Genomic DNA, 20,028 nt, shown 5'->3' on the forward strand with positions numbered 1-20,028 from the left:
GGAGCAACCGGCGCTCTGATACCGATAACATCAATCAAGTTAGCATGCCGTGACGTGTGCATTCAAGACCTGCTCCACGAGTGGTTTCCCTAGTGCGTGCGTCGCGACGGCGAGCGCGCAGCGGCCGGCCTGTACGGGATCCGGCACCGGTATGATGTAGCCTTCTCAGGCTCCTCCCGATCGCGATTCCGATGCCCAGTCCCACCGCCGTCCGGCCCGCCGGACCGCCCCGCATGTCCGACGTAGCGCGCCTCGCCGGCGTATCGAAGATGACAGTGTCACGCGTGCTTGCCGGCCACAGCGTGGCCGCCGACACGCGCGAACGCGTCTGCCGGGCGATCGAACAGCTGGGCTACGTGGCCGATGCCGCGGCAGGCGCACTGTCGTCGGGACGCTCGGAATTCGTCGCGGTGCTGGTGCCGTCGCTGTCGAGCTCCAACTTTTCCGACACGGTACGCGGCCTGACCGATGCGCTCGAGCCGCACGGCCTGCAACTGCTGCTCGGCGACACCGACTACGACCTCGAACGTGAAGAACGGCTGGTGCGCTCCATGCTGCGCCACCAGCCGCGCTGCATCGCGTTGACGGGTGCGCAGCATACCGATGCGACGCGCAAGCTGCTGGAGCGTTCGGCCATTCCGGTGGTCGAGATGTGGGATCTGCCCACGCGGCCGATCGATACCGCCGTCGGTTTTTCGAACGTGCGCGCCGCGCGGGCGATGGTGCGGCACCTCGCCGAGCGCGGGTACCGGCGCATCGGCTTTCTCGGCGGCGCCAGCGAACTGGACCGCCGCGGCCTGGACCGGCTCAAGGGATATCAGGCGGAAATCAAGGCACTTGGATTGTGCGCGCCGCGCGTCGTACGGCTCGGCGAGTCGCCGATCACGATGAGCCACGGCGGGCCGGCCATGGCGGCCATGCTCGAGCAATGGCCCGACACCGATGCGGTGATGTGCGTGAGCGACATGTCGGCGTTCGGCGCGATCATGGAGTGTCACCGGCGCGGCCTGTCCGTGCCCGCGGACGTGGCCGTGGCCGGCTTCGGCAACTTCGAGGTCGCGAGCTGCTGCCACCCGACCATCACGACGGTGTCGGTCGATGCGTATGGCATCGGCCTGCACACGGGCGAGGCGCTGCTTGGCGCGCTGCAACGCCGCGATGACGGCGAACCGGTCGAATCGCGCTGCATCCGTATCGACTACACGATCGTCGCGCGGGAAAGCGCCTGACCGGCCGAGTCGCGGCTGCGGACGCGGCGCGAACGCAAAATCGCCCTTCCTCTACACGAAATCTCCGTGCTAACATCGGCCCGTATGTTACCGGTAACTATCCGGCACGAAAAAAACCGGCCACGGCCCCAATCGGAGACAGCCCGCCATGTCACAACCCGCTCGCCGCCTGCGCAGCCAGGAATGGTTCGACGATCCCGCGCATGCCGACATGACCGCGCTCTATGTCGAGCGCTTCATGAACTACGGCCTGACGCGCGACGAGCTGCAGTCCGGGCGCCCCATCATCGGTATCGCGCAAACGGGCAGCGATCTCGCGCCGTGCAACCGCCACCACATCGAACTGGCCGAGCGCACGAAGGCCGGCGTCCGCGACGCGGGCGGCATTCCGATGGAGTTCCCCGTGCATCCGCTCGCCGAGCAGAGCCGCCGGCCCACGGCCGCGCTCGATCGCAATCTCGCATACCTCGGGCTGGTGGAAGTGCTGCATGGTTTCCCGCTGGACGGTGTGGTGCTCACGACCGGCTGCGACAAGACCACGCCCGCATGCCTGATGGCCGCGGCCACGGTCGACATGCCTGCGATCGTGCTGTCCGGCGGGCCGATGCTCGACGGCTGGCACGAGGGCAAGCGCGTCGGCTCGGGCACGGTGATCTGGCATGCGCGCAACCTGCTGGCGGCCGGTGATATCGACTACGAAGGATTCATGCAGCTGACCACGGCGTCGTCGCCGTCGATCGGCCACTGCAATACCATGGGCACGGCGCTGTCGATGAACAGCCTCGCCGAAGCGCTCGGCATGTCGCTGCCGGGCTGCGCGAGCATTCCGGCCGCGTACCGCGAGCGCGGCCAGATGGCATACGCGACGGGCAAGCGCGCGGTCGAGCTGGTTCGCGAAGACGTGCGCCCGTCCAGGATCATGACGCGCGCGGCGTTCGAGAACGCGATCGTCGTCGCGTCCGCGCTCGGCGCCTCGACGAACTGTCCGCCGCACCTGATCGCGATTGCGCGCCACATGGGCGTCGAACTGAGCCTCGACGACTGGCAGCGCTTCGGCGAAGCCGTGCCGCTGCTCGTCAACTGCATGCCGGCCGGCGAATACCTCGGAGAAAGCTTTCATCGCGCCGGCGGCGTGCCGGCGGTGCTGCGCCAGCTCGACGCGGCCGGCCTGCTGCGGCGCGACTGCCTGACGGTATCCGGCCGTGCGATCGGCGAGATCGCCGATGCCGCGCCGGACGCCGACCGCGACGTGATTCGCACGCCTGAAGAACCGCTGAAGCATGGCGCGGGCTTCATGGTGCTGTCGGGCAACTTTTTCGACAGCGCGATCATGAAGATGTCGGTGGTCGGCGAAGCCTTTCGCCGCACCTATCTCGCCGAGCCCGGTGCGGAGAATACGTTCGAGGCGCGCGCGATCGTGTTCGACGGCCCCGAGGACTACCACGCGCGCATCAACGATCCGGCACTGCAAATCGACGAACATTGCATCCTGGTGATTCGCGGCTGCGGCACGGTGGGCTACCCCGGCAGCTCGGAAGTCGTCAACATGGCGCCGCCCGCCGAGCTCGTGAAGCGCGGCGTGACGTCGCTGCCGTGCCTGGGCGACGGACGCCAGAGCGGCACGTCGGCCAGCCCGTCGATTCTTAACGTGTCGCCGGAAGCCGCGGTGGGCGGCGGCCTCGCGCTGCTGCGCACGAACGACCGCATTCGCGTCGACCTGAATCGCCGCAGCGTCGACGTGCTCGTCGATGAAGACGAACTCGCGCGCCGCCGCGAGACCGCGAGCTTCGCCGTGCCGCAGGCGCAAACGCCGTGGCAGGAGCTCTATCGCCGGTTCGTCGGCCAGCTGTCCACCGGCGGCTGTCTCGAACCGGCCACGCTGTATCTGAAGGTGATCGAGCAGCGCGGCAACCCGCGCCATTCGCACTGATCCAACCGCCCCACGACTCTTGCCGAGCTGACCATGCGCAATCTCTCCGCTTCCGACTGCCTGCCGCACGACCTCGCTAACGCACTGCTGATCGGCCGCGTCTGGCGGCACGACGGTGCCCACGCGGGCCCGAGCGTCGTCGCCGTGCGCGGCGGCGAATTGTTCGACATCACGCGCACCGTGCCGACCACCGCGGATCTGTTCGACCGCGCCGATGCAGTCGAGCACGCGCGTACCGCTCCCGGCGAATCGCTCGGCCGCGTCGAGCCGCTGCTGCAGGCGGCGCTCGACGGCACGTCCGGCGCCGCGCGTCTGCTCGCGCCGTGCGACGTGCAGGCGATCAAGGCGTGCGGCGTCACGTTCGCGGTCAGCCTGATCGAACGCGTGATCGAGGAGCAGGCCGGCGGCGATCCGGCCAAGGCGCGGGACGTGCGCGAAACGATTGCCGCGACCATCGGCACCGATCTGTCGAAGATCGTGCCCGGTTCGGAAGCCGCGATGCGCCTGAAGGCGGAACTCGAGCGCCGCGGCGCGTGGTCGCAATACATGGAAGTCGGCATCGGCCCCGATGCGGAGGTGTTCTCGAAATCGCAGCCGATGTCCGCCGTCGGCTTCGGCGCGGACGTCGGGCTGCTGCCGGCATCCGTCTGGAACAACCCGGAACCGGAGATCGTGCTGGCGGTGAGCAGCGCGGGCACGCCGGTAGGCGCGACGCTCGGCAACGACGTGAACCTGCGCGACATCGAAGGCCGCTCGGCGCTGCTGCTCGGCAAGTGCAAGGACAACAACGGCTCGTGCGCGATCGGCCCGTTCGTGCGGCTGTTCGACGACGGCTTCACACTGGACAGCGTGCGGCACGCGAGCGTGTCGCTGCGCGTCGAAGGCGCGGATGACGGCTTCGTCCTCGACGGCATCAGCCACATGCGCGAGATCAGCCGCGACCCGACCGAGCTGGTCGCGCAGACCTGCGGCACGCACCATCAGTACCCGGACGGCTTCATGCTGTTCCTCGGCACAATGTTTTCGCCGATCCAGGATCGCGACGCGCCGGGCGGCGGCTTCACGCATCACCTCGGCGACCGCGTGACCATCTCCACGCCCACGCTCGGCGCGCTGGTCAACACAGTGCGGCTGTGCACCGAGATCGCGCCGTGGACGTTCGGCGTGCGCGCGTTGTATGCGAATCTGGCGGCGCGGGGGCTGCTCGGTGCGTGACGCGGTACGCTACATCCTGCCCGCCAGATGAAACCGCGACGCCGGATGCCACAACCGGACCGACGTGGCGACGTGCTCACCGACCCACGTGCGGCGCTTCAGCACCAGGCACGGTTCGCCGATTTCCATCACGAGATGCCGGCGCACCTGCGCATTGGGTTTCTCCGCATAGATCCGGAACTCCGCGCGCTGGATCGGCGCGAGCCGCACCATGTAGTGGTTCGGCGTCTCGATCGAGAAATCCTGCTCCAGATACGCGGGAAACAACGCCGGATTGACGTAGCGATCCTCGAACTGGATCGGCTCGCCTTCCTCGAAATGCACGATGCGCGAATGAAACACGGGCCCGGAACGCAGTCCGAGCGCCTCGATCGCTTCCGCGTCGACGCTGCGCTCGATCAGCAACACGCGCGCACTGTGCCGATGACCGCGCTCTGCGATCTCGTCGGCGATGTTGCGGATCTCCAGCACCGTCGATTCGTAATGCCGGCGCTCGACGAACGTGCCGGCACCCTGGATGCGGGTCAGCACGCGTTCGGCCGTCAGTTCGCGCAGCGCGCGCGACACCGTCATCCGCGCGACGCCGAATTCCTTGACGAGCTCGGCCTCGGTCGGGATTGCGCCGCCGGGCTTCCAGTCGCCCTTCGCGATCCGCTCGACGACGTAGCGCTTGATCTGTTGATAGACCGGCAGCGCGCGCGCCGGCACGGCCTCGCCCGATGCCGCGGCCGGCCGTGCGGAATGTCGTCGTTCCGTTTCGTTCATGCGCCCTCGACCGAATGAATGATGGAATGAGCCACCCGCCGTCACTGCAACGGCGGCGCTTCGCCCGCGACGATGCCGGACGCGACCGCGATGTCGTCGGCCAGCGGCCGGTCGTCGCGATACACCGGCACGCGTTCGCGGACATGCCGCCACAGCGCGTCGGTCGATGCGGCCTTGCGTGCTTCGTTCGTTTGCAGATCGTAGGCCTGCGCGGCGACGAGCAGCTCGATCGCGAGCACCCGCGTCGCATTCTCGATGATGTCGAGCGCCTTCAGCGCGGCCGGCGTCGCGTGACACAGGTGATCCTCCTGCAGCCCCGACGTGATGCCGCCGTCGAGGCTCGCGGGCGCCGCGAGCCGCTGGTTCTGCGCGACCAGCGCGACCGCCGTGTATTGCGCGATCATGAACCCCGAACACGTGCCGCCCGGCGCCGCGAGAAACGCGGGCAGCCCGCTCACGAGCGGATTGACGAGACGATCGAGCCGCCGCTCGGCGATGGCCGCGACCTGCGCCATCGCGGCCGCGAGGCTGTCCATCGCCAGCGCGATGCCCGCGCCGACCGCATGCGCCTGCGAATGAACGGCCGGCGCGTCGCGCGTGCCGGCCACGATCGGGTTGTCGGTGACGGACGCGAGCTCGCGATCGACGACTTCCGCCGTGACCGCGAACACGTCGCGGGCCGCGCCATGCACGTGCGGAATCGTGCGCAGGCTGAGCGGATCCTGCGTATGGCGGCCGTTCGCCGCAGCGAGCATCGGGCTGTCGGCGAGCATCGTCCGCAAGCGCGCACCGACGTGCGCGATTCCGGGCGAAATCCGCAGCGCGAGCGACGCCGGGTCGAACGCGGCGAGCTGCCCGCCGAGATTCTCGAAGCTGGCTGCCGCGATCCAGTCGGCCCAATCGAGCAGCCGTTCCGCGCGAGCGAGTGCGAGCGCGGCAAGCCCCGTCACGCACGGCGTGCCGTTGACCAGGCTCAACCCCTCCTTCGCGCCGAGCGCGAGCGGCTCGCGGCCGATGCGCCGCAGCGCCTCGTCGCCGCGAACGCGTTCGCCGCGATGGCGCGCGTGGCCATGCCCGATGCAGACGAGCGCGACGTGCGCCATGTGGGTCAGATAACCGACCGAGCCGTGCGCCGGCACCTCCGGCAGACAATCGTGGTCGAGCAACGCGACGAGCTGGTCGACGATGTCGGCTCGGACACCCGAATGCCCGTGCGCGTAATTGTTGATCGCCGCCGCGATGATCGCGCGCGTTTCGGCCGCGCCGAGCGGCATGCCGACGCCGACCGCATGGCTCATCAGTATGTTGCGCGACAACGCGCTCTGCTGCGCCGGCGACACGATCACGTCGCACAACGCGCCGACGCCGGTATTGACGCCATACGCGCGAATCCCGCGCGCGACGATCTCGTCGACGAGCTCGCGAGCGGCCGCGACACGTGTGCGGGCGTCGTCCGCCAGCGCCAACGGCTCGCCGGCCGCCACCGCCGCCACCTGTCGCCAATCGAGCGGCCGAGCCGCACGGAATACGGTCATCGCGGCCTCAGTTCGTGGTGCGGTCGTGGTGGCTCGACACGAATTGCCGGAAGCGCTCGGAGGTCTGGCCGCCGAACACGTCGTCGGGTGTCCCGTCGGTATCGACTTCGCCCTGATGCAGGAACATCACGCGATTCGACACATGCCGCGCAAAGCCCATCTCGTGCGTGACGACCAGCATCGTGCGCCCTTCTTCCGCGAGCGAGCGCATCACGCGCAGGACCTCGCCGACCAGCTCCGGGTCGAGCGCGGACGTCGGTTCGTCGAACAGCATCACCTTCGGATGCATCGCGAGCGCACGGGCGATCGCGACGCGCTGCTGCTGGCCGCCCGACAGATGGGCCGGATAGTAACCGCGCTTGTCGGCAAGGCCGACGCGGGCGAGCAGCGCCTCGGCCTCCTCGACCGCTTCCGCGCGGCTGCGCTTTTGCACGCGCAGCGGCCCCTCGACGAGATTGTCGAGCACCGTCATGTGCGACCACAGATTGAAGTTCTGGAACACCATCCCGAGCTGCGAGCGGATCCGGTCGACCTGGCGCCGGTCGCTCGGATGCAGCTTGCCGTCGCGCGCGCGCTTCATCGCGAGTTCTTCTCCGGCGAGCGCGACGGAGCCGTCGTCGGGCGTTTCGAGCAGGTTAAGGCAGCGCAGGAACGTGCTCTTGCCCGATCCGCTCGCGCCGAGGATCGAGATGACGTCACCCTCGTGCGCGTCGAGCGAAATGCCCTTCAGCACGTGGTGGTCGCCGAACGACTTGTGAATGTTCTTGACCGACAGCGCAACGGGAGCAGCGGTGTTCATCGGGTTCTCCAGGAAAGGACGGGGACGCTCAGGGCGCGACGCGTTGAGCATTGCGCGCCGCCGCGGCAGGCGCACCGGACGGCTTCGGCGCACGCAGGTGTCCGGAAAGCCGCCATTCGAGCGAGCCGAGCACGCGCACGACGATGAAGTTCAGGCCGAGATAGATGACGGCCGCGCAGACGAACACCTCGGTCGTCCGATACGTTTGCTGGATGATCTGCTGCGCGACGCCCGTCACTTCCCAGACGGTGACGAGGCTGGCCAGCGCGGTCGACTTGACGAGCAGCACCGCTTCGGTCGAGTACGCGGGCAGGCACTGGCGCAACGCGATCGGGCCGATCACGCGACGCAGCAGCGCGAAACCCGACAGACCGATCGAATAACCGGCCTCGATCTGCCCGACCGGAACGGCCATCAGCCCGCCGCGCAGAATCTCGGCCGTGTAGCCGGCCGTGCACAACGCGAGCGAGAGCACCGCACACACATACGGCTCGCGCAGCAGCGGCCACATGAAACTCTCGCGGATCACGCCGAACTGGCCGAGTCCGTAATACACGAGGAACATCTGGATCAGCAGCGGCGAGCCGCGAAACACGAGGATGTACGCGCGCGCGAAGCGGTTCGGCAGCCAGTGCGGCGACACGCGCATCGCGACGATCACGAGCGACAGCAGGCCGCCGAGCACGAGCGATGCGAAGAACAGGCCGAGCGTGGTCGGCACGGCCGCGAGGAGCTGGCGCAGCGTGTCGGCGAGAAAAGCGAAATCGATGGACATGCGGGTTCTCCGTCAGTTGCGCGCGAAATTGCGGCGGAACGACCGGCCGACGATCGCTTCGGCGCGATTGAACACGCGGTTCGACAGGCCCGTCATCAGCAGATACAACGCGCCGCCCGCGACGAAGAACAGGAAGTACTGGTGAGTCGAATTCGCGGCGATCTGACTCGTGCGCAGCAGCTCGGCGAGGCCTGTGACGGAGATCAGTGCGGAATCCTTCAGGCTCAGTTGCCACACGTTGCCGATACCGGGCAGCGCGAAGCGCAGCACCTGCGGAACCAGGATGCGGCGCAGCACCATGCTGCGCGGCATGCCGATCGAGCGCGCCGCCTCGAGCTCGCCCTTCGACACCGCGAGCACCGCCGCGCGATATACCTCCGCCTGGTACGCGCCGGAGATCATGCCGACCGCGAGCGCGCCGATCACGAACGGCGGCACGCCGATGAAGCCTTCCGCGCCGAACCATTGACCGACGGCCGTGACGAGCGTCGAGCCGCCGAAGTAGAACAGGTAGATGACGAGCAATTCGGGCACGCCGCGAAACACGGTCGTGTACAGGTCGCCGAGCACGCGCGCGCTGCGGTAGCGCGACAGCTTCGCGGCCGCGATCGCGGCGCCGATCACGGCGCCGACGGCCAGCGCGGCGAGCGTCAGCGCGACCGTCATCAGTGCGGCGAGCAGCAGCACACCGCCCCAGCCTTCGGCGCCGAAGCCGAGCATTTCAAGAATCGCCATGCATGCCTCCCGGCAAGCGTTGAATGAATCGTCAGGACGCCTGCCGCCGCGGCGTCGTGCGAGCCGCTCGCGCGGCGGCGGCAGAATACGTGCTTACGGCGTGACGTCGGTCTTGAACCACTTGTCGGCCAGTTTCTTCACCGTGCCGTCGGCGAGTGCCGCACCGATCGCCGTATCGAACTTCGTCTTCAGGTCGGCATCCTGCTTGCGGAATGCGAGCCCTTCGCCCGGCCCCCAGATCGGCCCGCCGAGCTTCGGCCCCGCGAGCACGATCGACGCGGTGTCCTTCTTCGTGTTGTTCGCCGCGTAGTACGTGACGTCGTCGAACGACGCATCGATACGCCCCGCGACGAGGTCGAGATCGCGCTCGGGGGAGGTCTTGTACACGCGAATCGACGCGATGTCCTTGAAGCTGTCGTTGATGAATTTCGTATAGACGGTGCCGGACTGAATGCCGATCGTCTTGCCCTTCAGCTGCTTGCGCAGTGCGTCGACGGTCGGCTTGTCGGCGTTCGCGTCGCCCGTCAGCTTGACGATCGGCGCGCCGGGCGCGGCCTTCGGCAGGATCTTCGTATCGGTGACGGCGAACGTTGCCGGCGTCGCCGCATACGGACGCGAGAACAGCAGGATCTTCTCGCGCTCCGGCGTGATCGAAATCGCATCCATCAGGACGTCGAACTTGCCGGCCTGCAGACCGGGAATCATCCCGTCCCAGTCCTGCGCGACCATGTTGCACTGCACCTTGATCCGCTCGCACACGTTCGCGAGCAGCTCCGGCTCGAAACCGCCCAGCTTGCCGCCCGGCAGCGTGAGGTTCCACGGCGCGTAGCCGCCTTCGAGCGCGACCGTGACCGTCTTCCACTCCTTCGCCTGTACCGGTGCGGCCAGCGTTGCCGCTGCTGCCGCGATGACGCCGATCGTGCTGATTGCCCACTTGATGCGCTTGCCGTTCACGAGAGTTCTCCTTGCGTTGAAGTTCGCCATCCCTTCGGTGCAGCAAGCCGCCTCAGGAATTTGTCTATACAAGCATGCAAGAAGAAAAACGGCGCGACAAGCGGCGATCAAAAAAAACCGGCAAAACGCGGGAAATCCCCTAATTTCAGGGCTTTGACGTGCGTCGTAACGGTGAATTCAGGCACGCACTTGGTGCAAATGGAGCGATCCAATCCAAAGGATGACTAGACAAATTCAGGATTCGATCATGGTCGTGCTCCCCGGCTGGCGAAGAACGAAACGTCGGACCATTGTCATGACGACCGGCAGCCGTCACTGCGCGAATCGGCATCGCCATGCACGTCGGACATGCGCCGCATGAGAACTAATCGATTGTTGGCAGCGCGGATCGGCACCGACAATCCGCTCATGCCCCGTCGTTTGAGGTACGGGCCACTCACTCTCCGAACCGGCACGTCACGACCCATGAGCCATCCCGCCCTCGTCTCCTGCATCGCCGAAGCCCGCGCGGCCACGGCAGCATCCTTTCATGCCCGCCCACGCACTTGCGGCGAAGCCCTCGTCGACCTGCTCGAACGCCAGGGTGTCGAATGCGTGTTCGGGATTCCCGGTGTGCATACCGTCGAGCTCTATCGCGGTCTTGCGGCGTCGTCGATCCGTCATGTGACGCCGCGCCACGAGCAAGGAGCCGGCTTCATGGCCGACGGCTATGCGCGCGTCACCGGGCGGCCGGGCGTCTGTTTCATCATCACGGGGCCGGGCATGACCAACATCGCGACCGCGATGGCCCAGGCTTACGCGGACTCGATTCCGATGCTGGTGATTTCGAGCGTCAACGCGCGGCGCGAACTCGGCAGCGGCGACGGCCACCTGCACGAGTTGCCGTCGCAGCGCGACGTGTTCGCGGGACTGACCGCGTTCTCGCACACGCTGCTCGATGCGGCCGACCTGCCGCAGGTCCTCGCGCGCGCATTCGCGGTTTTCGAAAGCGCGCGGCCGCGGCCCGTGCATATCGAGATTCCGCTCGACGTGATCGTGATGCCGGCGCCCGCACTGCCCGCCGCGCCGCTCGCACTGCCCGCGCGCCCCGCGCCGGATGCGAACGCGATCGCGGCCGCGGCCGAGCTGCTCGCGCAGGCGCGCCGGCCGCTGATCCTGGCCGGTGGCGGCGCGATCGATGCGGCGGCCGAATTGCGTGAACTCGCCGAGCGCCTGCACGCGCCCGTCGCGCTGACGACCAACGCGAAGGGCCTGCTGCCGGCCGGCCATCCGCTGCTGATCGGCTCCACGCAGTCGCTGCCGGCCACCCGTGCGGCGGTCGGCGAAGCCGACGTGGTGCTCGCGGTCGGCACCGAGCTCGGCGAAACCGATTACGACGTCACGTTCGACGGGGGCTTCTCGATCGACGGCCGCCTGATCCGCATCGACATCGACGCGCAACAACTGATGCGCAATGCCCGCGCGGAGATCGCCGTCGCCGCCGATGCGCGGCTGGCGCTCGGCGCGCTGTCGACCCGCCTGCACGAAAGGCCGGCGCCGACACCCGAGCCCGGTTGGGGCGCGTCGCGGGTGGCCGCCGTGCGCGACGCGATCGAGTCCGGTCGCGACGACGCCGCACGCGCGCAGGCGCGGCTGATCGACACCGTCGTTTCGGCGCTGCCCGGCGCGATCATCGCCGGCGATTCGACGAGCCCCGTCTATGTCGGCAATTTCACTCACGACGCGCCGGCCCCGCGCAGCTGGTTCAACTCGTCGACCGGCTACGGCACGCTCGGCTACGGGTTGCCCGCGGCGATCGGCGCGAAGCTCGCCGCGCCTGCGCGGCCGGTCGTGTGCCTGATCGGCGACGGCGGCCTGCAGTTCACGCTGCCGGAGCTCGCAAGCGCGGTCGAGGCGCGCGTGCCGGTGATCGTGATCGTGTGGAACAACCGCGGCTACGGCGAGATCCGCAAATACATGGTCGAGCGCGACATCACGCCGGTCGGCGTCGATCCGTACACGCCCGACTTCCAGGTACTTGCGCGCGGCTTCGGCTGCGCGGCACAGGCGGCCGCGACAGCCGACGCACTCGCCGAAGCGCTGCGCGACGCCGCGGCACGCACGATTCCGACCGTGATCGAAATCGACGAAACGACCTGGTTCCAGCAGGTGCAGCGATGAGCACGACACAGGAACGCGCGTTCGATCCGCCGCCGCACACGCGCCACTTCATCGACGGCATGTGGCGCGCGAGCGTCAGCGGCGCGACGCTGCCCGTCGTCGATCCGTCGACCGAAGCGGTCATCGCCGCCGTCAGCGCGGGCGGCGACGCGGACGTCGAGCGTGCCGTGCAAGCGGCATCGCGCGCGTTTCCTGGCTGGAAACGCACGACGGGTGCCACGCGGGCGGCCCTGCTCCGTGCGATCGCGCGCGGCGTCGACGCGCGCCGCGTGCGGCTCGCGACCCTGCAGTCGATCAACAATGGCAAGCCGTTCGCGGAAGCCGAGATCGACGTCGCGGACGTGATCGCCACCTTCGACTACTACGCGGGCCTCGCGGATGCGCTCGATACCGACGGCGAGACCGAGGTTGCGCTGCCCGACGCCGACCATCGCGCATGGATCCAGCGCGAGCCGGCCGGCGTGGCCGCGCTGATCGTGCCGTGGAACTTCCCGATGGTCACGACCGCATGGAAGCTCGCGCCCGCGCTCGCGGCCGGTTGCACCGTCGTGCTGAAGCCGTCCGAAATCACGCCGCTGCCCGAACTCGAACTCGCCGCGATCGCCGCCGAAGCCGGGCTGCCGCCCGGCGTGCTCAATGTCGTGACGGGCACTGGGCACGATGTCGGCGCCGCGCTGTGCGCCCATCCGCTCGTCGCGAAGGTGTCGTTTACCGGCAGCACGGCGGTCGGCGCGCAAGTCATGAAGACGGCCGCGGACACGATCAAGGGCGTCGGCCTCGAACTCGGCGGCAAATCGTCGATCGTCGTGTTCGACGATGCCGATCCCGATCGCGCGGTCGAACTGATCCTGGGCGGCGGCCTGTTCAACGCGGGGCAAATGTGTTCGGCAACCTCGCGCGTGCTCGTCGCCGCTCCGCTCGCCGACGATCTGGTCGCGCGCCTCGCGCGGCGGATCGACGCGATCGTCGTCGGGCCGCCGTTCGCGCCGGGCGTACAGATGGGCCCGCTGACGAGCCGCGCGCAATACGAACGTGTGAAGCGCCATATCGCACAGGGCCAGGCCGACGGCGCGCGGCTCGTGGCGGGCGGCGGCGCCGTCGCCGGGCCCGGCTACTTCGTCCGGCCCGCGCTGTTCGCCGACGTGCCGGCCGACTGCTCGCTATGGCGCGACGAGATCTTCGGGCCGGTGCTGTGCGTGCGCACATTCGACACCGAGGACGACGCGATCACGGCCGCGAACGATACCGAATACGGGCTCGTCGCAACCGTCGTCACGCAGGATGCGGCCCGCGCCAAGCGGGTCGCCGATGCACTCGAGGCGGGCGTCGTCTGGATCAACACGCCGCAACTGATCTATCCGCAGACCTCATGGGGCGGCTACAAGCGCAGCAGCCTCGGGCGCGAGCTCGGCCCGTTCGGGCTGGCCGCATTCCAGGAAATCAAGCAGGTCATGCTGCCGGCTCGCTGACGGCGCCGGCCCATGCGTTTATGTCATGCCGCGCATGCGGATATTTCGTTTGTTGCGGAAATTTGACCTCCCTACAGTTCATCCACACCCCGCGCCGCGGTTCGGCGCCCGGTAGTGAACCACACGGCATCGTTCATCAGGAGACGGCCATGCAACACTTCAAGGCGGGAAGAAGGCAGGTGATCAAAACCCTCGGCTCGGCGCTCGCTGCATCCGCCCTCCCGATGCCGTTCATCAGTACTGCGAAAGCACAGTCCGGCAATTTTTCCGGCAAGACGCTGCGCCTGCTCACGTGGTCGGACGATACCGGCGCGGCCGCACTGCGCAACATCGCGGAAACCTTCAGCAAGCAGACGGGCGCGCGCGTGATCGCCGACCGCGCGGACGGCACGTCGGGGATGGTCGCGAAAGTGAAGGCCGCGGGCGAGCGGCCGACCTACGACGTGATCACGCTGGCCGGCGTCGGCGCGGCGGGGCTGGCCGATGCGGGCCTGCTCGCGAAACCCGATCTGAACCGCCTGCCGAACCTGAAGGACGTCGCGCCGCAATACCGCACGGGCGCGAACGGCTTCGGCATCGGCTACCTGCTGTGGTCGGACGGGCTGATCTACAACACCGCCACCGTGAAGAGCGCGCCGTCGAGCTACGAGGCACTGTGGGATCCGAAGTATGCGGGCCGACTGTTCCTGCCGCCGCCGGAGTGGGCCGAAGCGGTCGACCTCGCGATCATCGCCGCGAAGCTGGCCGGCGGTTCGCAGCAGAACATCGATCCCGGCTTCCGGAAGCTCGCGCAGCTCAAGGATCGCGTGATGACGCTCGGGGAGAACCCGAACCAGGTCGCCGACCTGTTCCGCACCGGCTCGCTCGACATCGGCGGCATCTATTCGCCCGCGTTCTTTCCGGACCAGATCCGCAAGCCCGACTACAAGATGGGCGTGACGTACGGGATGAAGGAAGGCTTCGCGACGCAACTGATGTTCACGGTGATCCCGAAGGCGCACCCGGGCGACCTCGACCTGATCCACGCATTCATCAACCATTCGCTCGACGCGGGCGTACAGGGCCGGATGGCGGCCGACGTGCTGAACGGCCCCGTAAACACGAAGGCCGTGATTCCCGCGGAAAGTCGCGCGTTCGTGCCGTCGCCGCAGCAGATCGCGGAGAAGGCCGTGCTGCACGACGACAAGGCGCTCGCCGCCGTCCAGCCCGCGTGGATCAAGCGTTATACGGGCCTGTTCTCGGCATAACGACATGGCCTCCCTGTCCTCCTCCCGCGACGCGGTGCCGGCCGCCGCATCGGCCGGTGCCGCCGGCGGCACCGAAGCCGCGCGGCCCGGCGTGCCGCCGTGGCTGCTGCTTGCGCCGATCCTCGCGTTCCTCGCGGTGCTCGCCGCCGCGACGCTCACGGTGCTGCGGATGAGCGTCGGCGTATCCGGCGACGAATGGCGGACCTTCACGCTGCAGAACTACGTCGACCTCGCGGACCCGTACTTCACGAAGTCGCTGTGGCTCACGCTGCGCCTCGCGTTCCAGAGCATGGTGTGCGCGGTGCTGCTCGCCATTCCCGTTGCGCTCGCGATGGCGCGCACCGAATCGCGGCTCGCGCGCCGGCTGATGCTCGCCGGCGTGCTGCTGCCGCTGCTCGTGAATCTGCTGCTGCAAGGCTATGGCTGGCTCGTGATGCTCGGCCCGGCCGGGCTGCTCAACCGCGCGCTGCTGGGCACCGGCGCGATCGAGCGGCCGCTGCAGTTGCTGTATCGCGAACACGGCGTGCTGCTGGGGCTGATCCAGACTGCGTTCCCGCTCGCGGTGCTGCCGCTGTCGAGCGCACTGCGCGCGGTGTCCCGCGCGTACGACGAAGCCGCGGCGACGCTCGGCGCGAGCCGCTGGCAAACGCTGCGGCATGTGACGCTGCCGCTTGCGATGCCCGGCCTCGTCTCCGGCGCGCTGCTCGTGTTCGCGTACAACGCCAGCGCATTCGCGGTGCCGCTGCTGCTCGGCGGCCGCCGCGTGCCGATGCTCGCGGTGCTCGTGCACGACCAGGTCGCACCGTTGCTCAACTGGCCCGCGGCATCGGCGTCGGGCATCGTGCTGATGGCAGCGACGCTCGTCGTGATGGCGGTTTCCCAGCGCCTCGTGCGCACCCTGCAACGTGCCGGCGAGGTGAGCCGATGAATGCCCTGCTCCTGCGTGCTCCGCTGCCCGGCCGCCTCGGGCGCGCGACCGGTGTGCTCGCGGCGCTCGTGCTGTTCGGCGCCGCGCTTCCCATCCTCACGATGATCACGATGTCGTTCGGCGCGTCGGGCACGCTCGAATTCCCGCCGCGCGATTTCAGCCTGCACTGGTATCGCGCCGCATGGCAGACATTCGTGTCGTCCGATGCGGGCAGCCCGCAGTCGATGGGCGCCGCGTTGACGACGAGCCTCGTCGTCGCAGTCGCGACGATGCTGATCGCGACCGCCGTGTCGGTACCGGCGGCCTACGCGCTGTCGCGCTGCCGCTTCCGCGGCAAGGCGCTCGTCGAGCAGCTCGTCGCGTTGCCGATCGTCTATCCGCTCGTGATGCTCGGCCTCGCGCTGCTGATCGTGTTCAACGCGCTGCCGGTCGAACTCGGCATCGTGCGGCTCGTCGTCGCGCACGTGATCCTCACGCTGCCGTTCACCGTGAAGAACTGCGCGGCCTCGGTCGCATCGATCGGCCCGGACTTCGAGGAGGCCGCGTGCCTGATGGGCGCGAGCCCGCGCCGCGCGCTGGTCGACGTCGTGCTGCCGCTGATGCGGCCCGGCATTCTCGCCGGGATGCTGTTCGCGTTCATCGTGTCGTTCAACGAATTCACGGTGACGTTCTTCCTGTACAGCATCGACACGATGACGCTGCCGGTCTGGCTCTACAGCCGCACCGTGTCGTCACTCGATCCGACCGTGTTCTGCTTCGCCGTGTTCACGGTCGCGATCGACTTCGCGCTGATCTGGATGCTCGAAAAACTCGTCGGCGACAACGGCGTCGCCCTCTGACGCGCGCACAGCCTCTCGTCGCCCGTGCAAGGAACCCTCATGACCCAGCTCATCCTCCAGGACGTGACCAAACGCTTCCATCACGCGTATGCGGTCGATCATGTCGACCTGTCGGTGCCGGACGGCAAGCTCGTCTGCTTTCTCGGTCCGTCCGGCTGCGGCAAGACCACGCTGATGCGGATCATCGCCGGCCTCGAAACGCCGACTTCCGGCACGGTGACGTTCGCCGGCCGCGACCTCACGCACGTGCCCGCCAATCGGCGCGACTTTGGCATGGTGTTCCAGTCGCTCGCGCTGTTTCCGCACATGACCGTCGCGCAGAACGTCGCGTACCCGCTGCGGCTGCGCAAGACGGCCAGGGCCGCGCAAGCGAAGCGCGTCGCCGAGCTGCTGGAGCTGATCCAGCTTCCGCACATGGCCGACCGGCTCGTCACGCAGTTGTCGGGCGGGCAACGCCAGCGCGTCGCGATTGCGCGCGCGATCGCGTCATCGCCCCGCCTGCTGCTGCTCGACGAACCGCTGTCGGCGCTGGACGCGAAGTTGCGCGAAGCGATGCAGATCGAGATCCGGCTGCTCCAGCAGCGGCTCGGCATCACGACGATCATGGTCACGCACGACCAGCGCGAAGCGATGACGATGGCCGACGAGATCGTCGTGATGGAGCAGGGCCGGATCCAGCAGGTCGGCCGGCCGCTCGACATCTATCGCGATCCCGTCAACGAATTCGTCGCCGACTTCATCGGCCTCGGCAACATCCTGCCGGTCGTGCGCGACGGCGACGACGCGATCGTCCTGCCGGGCGGGCAGCGGCTCGCGATCCGGCGCGCAGCGGACGCGACACGCGCGCCCGACGCCGTGCGCCTGCTGATTCGTCCCGAGGATGTGTGCGTGCGTCCGGGCCCGCCGGCGGCCGCGCCGAACACGCTGCCCGGCACCATCACGTTCGTGCGCGACGTCGGCGCATCGATCGAGGCGACGATCGACTGCCGGGGCTTCACGCTGACGGCCGCGACGACGCCGCGCGAGACGCCGGACCTCCACGTCGGCATGCGGGTGCTCGCGGAATTGCCCGCCCATGCTTGCAAGCTCATCGCCGCCCGCGGCGCCTGATCTCCGTTCCCTTTCTCCAGCGCAACAACGAGGACTCACCATGAACGCAACGATTCACGCAACCCGCCGCATGCAACACCTTCTCGCCCGTACCGTCCTGCTCTGCGCCGGCGCGGCCGGCGTTGCCGGCTTCGCGCCGCTCGCGCACGCCGACGCGCTGGACACGATCGCGAAATCGGGCGTCGTGCGCGTCGGCGTATTCGAGGACTATCCGCCGTTCGGCTCGATCGGGCCCGACATGAAGCCGCAAGGCTACGACATCGACATGGCGAACCTGATCGGCCGGGCGCTCAATGCGAAGGTCGAACTCGTGCAGGTCACCGGCGACAACCGGATGGCGTATCTCGCCGACCACAAGACCGACATGCTGCTGTCGGTCGGGCAGACGCCGGAGCGCGCGAAGGTGATCGACTTCTCGAACGCGTATGCGCCCTACTACCTCGCGGTGTTCGGCCCGAAATCGCTGCCCGTGAAGGGCAATGCCGATCTCGCCGGCAAATCCGTCGCGGTCGCGCGCGGCACGCTCGAGGACCTCAGCGTCAGCAAGATCGCGCCGCCGAGCGCGACGATCAAGCGCTTCGACGATCCGAACGGCGCGATCGCGGCGTTCCTGTCGGGACAGGCGCAACTGCTGGTGGTCGGCAACGACGTCGGCGCGACGATCATCGCGCGGCACCCGTCGATCGATCCCGAGCAGAAGTTCTCGTTGTTCAGCTCGCCCGATCACGTCGGCCTGAACAAGAACGAACCGCGGCTGATGCAGAAGGTCAACGACGCGATCGCCGCCGCGAAGAAGAACGGCACGCTGAACACGTTGTCGCAGAAGTGGCTGCACGCGGCACTGCCGGCCGACCTGTGATGCGCAGCGCCGCCGCCCCGCACTCACGACGAAAGGCATCGCGATGACCTACGTGTTCGACTTCAGCGATTTCGGCCTGTACGCCGGCATGCTCGCGCGCGGAATCGGCGTGACGCTCGGCCTCACCGCCGCGGCGACCGCGCTGGGCGGCCTGATCGGCACCGCCGGCGCATGGACCGCCCTCGCGGGCCCGCGGTGGGCGCGCACGCTCGTCGCGTCCTACGTCGAGCTGATCCGCAATACACCGTTCCTGGTCCAGCTGTTCTTCATCTTCTTCGGGCTGCCCGGTGTCGGCGTACACATCGACGAGGCGCAAGCGGCCGTGCTGGCGATGACGGTCAACCTGGGCGCGTATGCGGTCGAGATCCTGCGCGCCGGCATCGAATCGGTGCCGCACGGGCAAGTGCAGGCCGCGCGGGCGCTCGGGCTGCACGGCCGGCAGGTGTTCGGTCACGTCGTGCTGCCGCAAGCGCTCGCGAACGTGTATCCCGCGCTGCTGGGGCAGGTACTGATCGTGATGCTCGGTTCGGCGGTCGTGTCACAGATCTCGGTGCCCGACTTGACCTACGCGGCGAACTTCATCCAGTCGCGCAATTTCCGGGCGTTCGAGATCTACATCGTCGTGACCGCGATCTACCTGTTGCTGTCGATCGCGCTGCGCATGCTGCTCAATCGCGTCGGCCGGCGGTTGTTCCGGGGCCGCGCGCCGCACGGCGCGGCTGCCGCGCCGCGACGCACCCGGGCCGCCCGCCTCGCATGGCGCGCCCGCTCGCCCGAAACCCGCCTGCCGACGGAGCATGCACGATGATCGAATTCACCTTCCAGGACATCGCATGGAACCTGCTGCTGGCCGCACGCTGGACGGTGCTGCTGTCGCTGATCACGTTCGCCGGCGGCGGCGTCGCCGGTTTCGTGCTGCTCGCGCTGCGCATCTCGCCCGTACCGGCGCTGCGCCGCTTCGTGATCCTGTACGTCGAAGTGTTTCAGGGCACACCGTTGCTGATGCAACTGTTCCTCGGCTTCTTCGGATTGCCGCTCGTCGGGATCGACGTGACGCCGTGGGTGGCGGCGTCGGTCGTGCTGACACTGAACGCCAGCGCGTATCTGGCCGACATCTGGCGCGGCTGCGTCGACGCGGTGCCGCGCGGCCAGTGGCACGCGGCGGCCAGTCTCGGCATGACGTGGACGCGACGGCTGCGCTACGTGGTGTGGCCGCAGGCGTGGAAGATCGCGCTGCCGCCGACCGTCGGGTTCCTCGTGCAGGCGGTGAAGAGCACCGCGCTCACGTCGATCATCGGGCTGACCGAACTGACGAAGACCGGCAACATCATCACCGATGCGGTATTCAAGCCGTTTCCGATCTACGCGATGGTCGCGCTGCTCTACTTCGCAATGTGCTTCCCGCTGACGTGGTACGCCCGTGCGCTCGAACGTCGCTACCGCGTCGCGAAGGCGCGCTGAACCGGCGCCGCGCGCGCC

18 protein-coding genes are annotated in these 20,028 nt (G+C 68.2%); 12 read left to right on the forward strand and 6 right to left on the reverse strand.

The annotated features are described in order from the left end of the window. Positions 1 to 191 precede the first annotated feature (191 nt). The 3 genes from BSE24067_RS05675 to BSE24067_RS05685 all read left to right on the forward strand — a co-directional run bounded on the left by BSE24067_RS05675 (position 192) and on the right by BSE24067_RS05685 (position 4,374). Entirely contained in the window at positions 192 to 1,229 is a 1,038-nt protein-coding gene (locus BSE24067_RS05675) for a LacI family DNA-binding transcriptional regulator (RefSeq protein WP_151062910.1), read from the forward strand. 148 nt (positions 1,230 to 1,377) lie between these two features. Next, positions 1,378 to 3,159 (forward strand): IlvD/Edd family dehydratase, encoded by a 1,782-nt coding sequence (locus tag BSE24067_RS05680; protein ID WP_151062909.1) that lies wholly within the window; start codon positions 1,378 to 1,380, stop codon positions 3,157 to 3,159. Positions 3,160 to 3,192: 33 nt separating this feature from the next. Further along, positions 3,193 to 4,374 (forward strand): fumarylacetoacetate hydrolase family protein, encoded by a 1,182-nt coding sequence (locus BSE24067_RS05685; protein WP_151062908.1) that lies wholly within the window; start codon positions 3,193 to 3,195, stop codon positions 4,372 to 4,374. 9 nt (positions 4,375 to 4,383) lie between these two features. Here BSE24067_RS05685 and hutC read toward each other — a convergent pair whose 3' ends face one another. The 6 genes from hutC to BSE24067_RS05715 all read right to left on the reverse strand — a co-directional run bounded on the left by hutC (position 4,384) and on the right by BSE24067_RS05715 (position 9,937). Then, on the reverse strand, positions 4,384 to 5,139 hold the full coding sequence (gene hutC / locus BSE24067_RS05690) for a histidine utilization repressor (protein ID WP_151062907.1): 756 nt from the start codon (positions 5,137 to 5,139) through the stop codon (positions 4,384 to 4,386). Positions 5,140 to 5,180: 41 nt separating this feature from the next. Then, positions 5,181 to 6,674, reverse strand: coding sequence for an HAL/PAL/TAL family ammonia-lyase (locus BSE24067_RS05695; RefSeq protein WP_151062906.1), 1,494 nt, complete (start codon positions 6,672 to 6,674; stop codon positions 5,181 to 5,183). A gap of 7 nt (positions 6,675 to 6,681) precedes the next feature. Continuing rightward, entirely contained in the window at positions 6,682 to 7,473 is a 792-nt protein-coding gene (locus BSE24067_RS05700) for an ABC transporter ATP-binding protein (RefSeq protein WP_151062905.1), read from the reverse strand. A 28-nt stretch (positions 7,474 to 7,501) separates the two neighbouring features. Next, complete coding sequence (locus tag BSE24067_RS05705) at positions 7,502 to 8,248, reverse strand: ABC transporter permease (protein ID WP_151062904.1); 747 nt, start codon at positions 8,246 to 8,248, stop codon at positions 7,502 to 7,504. Between the two features lie 12 nt (positions 8,249 to 8,260). Then, a complete protein-coding gene (locus BSE24067_RS05710; protein ID WP_151062903.1) occupies positions 8,261 to 8,983 on the reverse strand; it encodes an ABC transporter permease in 723 nt (240 codons plus the stop codon). A 93-nt stretch (positions 8,984 to 9,076) separates the two neighbouring features. After that, entirely contained in the window at positions 9,077 to 9,937 is an 861-nt protein-coding gene (locus BSE24067_RS05715) for a transporter substrate-binding domain-containing protein (RefSeq protein WP_151062902.1), read from the reverse strand. A 465-nt stretch (positions 9,938 to 10,402) separates the two neighbouring features. On the opposite strand from BSE24067_RS05715, the gene BSE24067_RS05720 reads away from it, so the two are divergent. The 9 genes from BSE24067_RS05720 to BSE24067_RS05760 all read left to right on the forward strand — a co-directional run bounded on the left by BSE24067_RS05720 (position 10,403) and on the right by BSE24067_RS05760 (position 20,010). After that, entirely contained in the window at positions 10,403 to 12,097 is a 1,695-nt protein-coding gene (locus tag BSE24067_RS05720) for a 5-guanidino-2-oxopentanoate decarboxylase (RefSeq protein WP_208455060.1), read from the forward strand. Continuing rightward, complete coding sequence (locus BSE24067_RS05725) at positions 12,094 to 13,566, forward strand: aldehyde dehydrogenase family protein (protein ID WP_151062901.1); 1,473 nt, start codon at positions 12,094 to 12,096, stop codon at positions 13,564 to 13,566. Before BSE24067_RS05720 ends, BSE24067_RS05725 begins: the two co-directional genes overlap by 4 nt. 149 nt (positions 13,567 to 13,715) lie before the next feature. After that, the gene (locus tag BSE24067_RS05730) at positions 13,716 to 14,813 is read left to right on the forward strand and encodes an ABC transporter substrate-binding protein (RefSeq protein WP_151062900.1); all 1,098 of its coding nucleotides are present in this window, start codon (positions 13,716 to 13,718) and stop codon (positions 14,811 to 14,813) included. 4 nt (positions 14,814 to 14,817) lie between these two features. Beyond that, the gene (locus BSE24067_RS05735) at positions 14,818 to 15,741 is read left to right on the forward strand and encodes an ABC transporter permease (protein ID WP_151062899.1); all 924 of its coding nucleotides are present in this window, start codon (positions 14,818 to 14,820) and stop codon (positions 15,739 to 15,741) included. Further along, the gene (locus tag BSE24067_RS05740) at positions 15,738 to 16,580 is read left to right on the forward strand and encodes an ABC transporter permease (protein WP_151062898.1); all 843 of its coding nucleotides are present in this window, start codon (positions 15,738 to 15,740) and stop codon (positions 16,578 to 16,580) included. The genes BSE24067_RS05735 and BSE24067_RS05740 overlap by 4 nt, the downstream gene beginning before the upstream one ends. Before the next feature lie 39 nt (positions 16,581 to 16,619). Then, positions 16,620 to 17,690: an ABC transporter ATP-binding protein gene (locus tag BSE24067_RS05745; protein WP_151062897.1), complete on the forward strand. Its 1,071-nt coding sequence runs from the start codon at positions 16,620 to 16,622 to the stop codon at positions 17,688 to 17,690. A gap of 70 nt (positions 17,691 to 17,760) precedes the next feature. Further along, positions 17,761 to 18,549 carry a transporter substrate-binding domain-containing protein gene (locus tag BSE24067_RS05750; protein ID WP_244130538.1) on the forward strand — a complete coding sequence of 263 codons (789 nt, stop codon included), beginning with the start codon at positions 17,761 to 17,763 and terminating at the stop codon, positions 18,547 to 18,549. Positions 18,550 to 18,592: 43 nt separating this feature from the next. Continuing rightward, entirely contained in the window at positions 18,593 to 19,357 is a 765-nt protein-coding gene (locus BSE24067_RS05755; protein ID WP_151062895.1) for an amino acid ABC transporter permease, read from the forward strand. Further along, the gene (locus tag BSE24067_RS05760; RefSeq protein ID WP_151062894.1) at positions 19,354 to 20,010 is read left to right on the forward strand and encodes an amino acid ABC transporter permease; all 657 of its coding nucleotides are present in this window, start codon (positions 19,354 to 19,356) and stop codon (positions 20,008 to 20,010) included. Before BSE24067_RS05755 ends, BSE24067_RS05760 begins: the two co-directional genes overlap by 4 nt. Positions 20,011 to 20,028 lie beyond the last annotated feature (18 nt).

Source organism: Burkholderia latens (genome assembly GCF_902499045.1).
GTDB classification, from domain to species: Bacteria; Pseudomonadota; Gammaproteobacteria; order Burkholderiales; family Burkholderiaceae; genus Burkholderia; species Burkholderia latens.

Excerpts from the sequence above, each read along its gene's own strand:
- BSE24067_RS05675 (WP_151062910.1), top strand. The coding sequence starts at position 192 with ATGCCCAGTCCCACCGCCGTCCGGCCCGCCGGACCGCCCCGCATGTCC.
- BSE24067_RS05680 (WP_151062909.1), top strand. The coding sequence starts at position 1,378 with ATGTCACAACCCGCTCGCCGCCTGCGCAGCCAGGAATGGTTCGACGAT.
- BSE24067_RS05685 (WP_151062908.1), top strand. The coding sequence starts at position 3,193 with ATGCGCAATCTCTCCGCTTCCGACTGCCTGCCGCACGACCTCGCTAAC.
- hutC (WP_151062907.1), bottom strand. The coding sequence starts at position 5,139 with ATGAACGAAACGGAACGACGACATTCCGCACGGCCGGCCGCGGCATCG.
- BSE24067_RS05695 (WP_151062906.1), bottom strand. The coding sequence starts at position 6,674 with ATGACCGTATTCCGTGCGGCTCGGCCGCTCGATTGGCGACAGGTGGCG.
- BSE24067_RS05700 (WP_151062905.1), bottom strand. The coding sequence starts at position 7,473 with ATGAACACCGCTGCTCCCGTTGCGCTGTCGGTCAAGAACATTCACAAG.
- BSE24067_RS05705 (WP_151062904.1), bottom strand. The coding sequence starts at position 8,248 with ATGTCCATCGATTTCGCTTTTCTCGCCGACACGCTGCGCCAGCTCCTC.
- BSE24067_RS05710 (WP_151062903.1), bottom strand. The coding sequence starts at position 8,983 with ATGGCGATTCTTGAAATGCTCGGCTTCGGCGCCGAAGGCTGGGGCGGT.
- BSE24067_RS05720 (WP_208455060.1), top strand. The coding sequence starts at position 10,403 with ATGAGCCATCCCGCCCTCGTCTCCTGCATCGCCGAAGCCCGCGCGGCC.
- BSE24067_RS05725 (WP_151062901.1), top strand. The coding sequence starts at position 12,094 with ATGAGCACGACACAGGAACGCGCGTTCGATCCGCCGCCGCACACGCGC.
- BSE24067_RS05730 (WP_151062900.1), top strand. The coding sequence starts at position 13,716 with ATGCAACACTTCAAGGCGGGAAGAAGGCAGGTGATCAAAACCCTCGGC.
- BSE24067_RS05735 (WP_151062899.1), top strand. The coding sequence starts at position 14,818 with ATGGCCTCCCTGTCCTCCTCCCGCGACGCGGTGCCGGCCGCCGCATCG.
- BSE24067_RS05740 (WP_151062898.1), top strand. The coding sequence starts at position 15,738 with ATGAATGCCCTGCTCCTGCGTGCTCCGCTGCCCGGCCGCCTCGGGCGC.
- BSE24067_RS05745 (WP_151062897.1), top strand. The coding sequence starts at position 16,620 with ATGACCCAGCTCATCCTCCAGGACGTGACCAAACGCTTCCATCACGCG.
- BSE24067_RS05750 (WP_244130538.1), top strand. The coding sequence starts at position 17,761 with ATGCAACACCTTCTCGCCCGTACCGTCCTGCTCTGCGCCGGCGCGGCC.
- BSE24067_RS05755 (WP_151062895.1), top strand. The coding sequence starts at position 18,593 with ATGACCTACGTGTTCGACTTCAGCGATTTCGGCCTGTACGCCGGCATG.
- BSE24067_RS05760 (WP_151062894.1), top strand. The coding sequence starts at position 19,354 with ATGATCGAATTCACCTTCCAGGACATCGCATGGAACCTGCTGCTGGCC.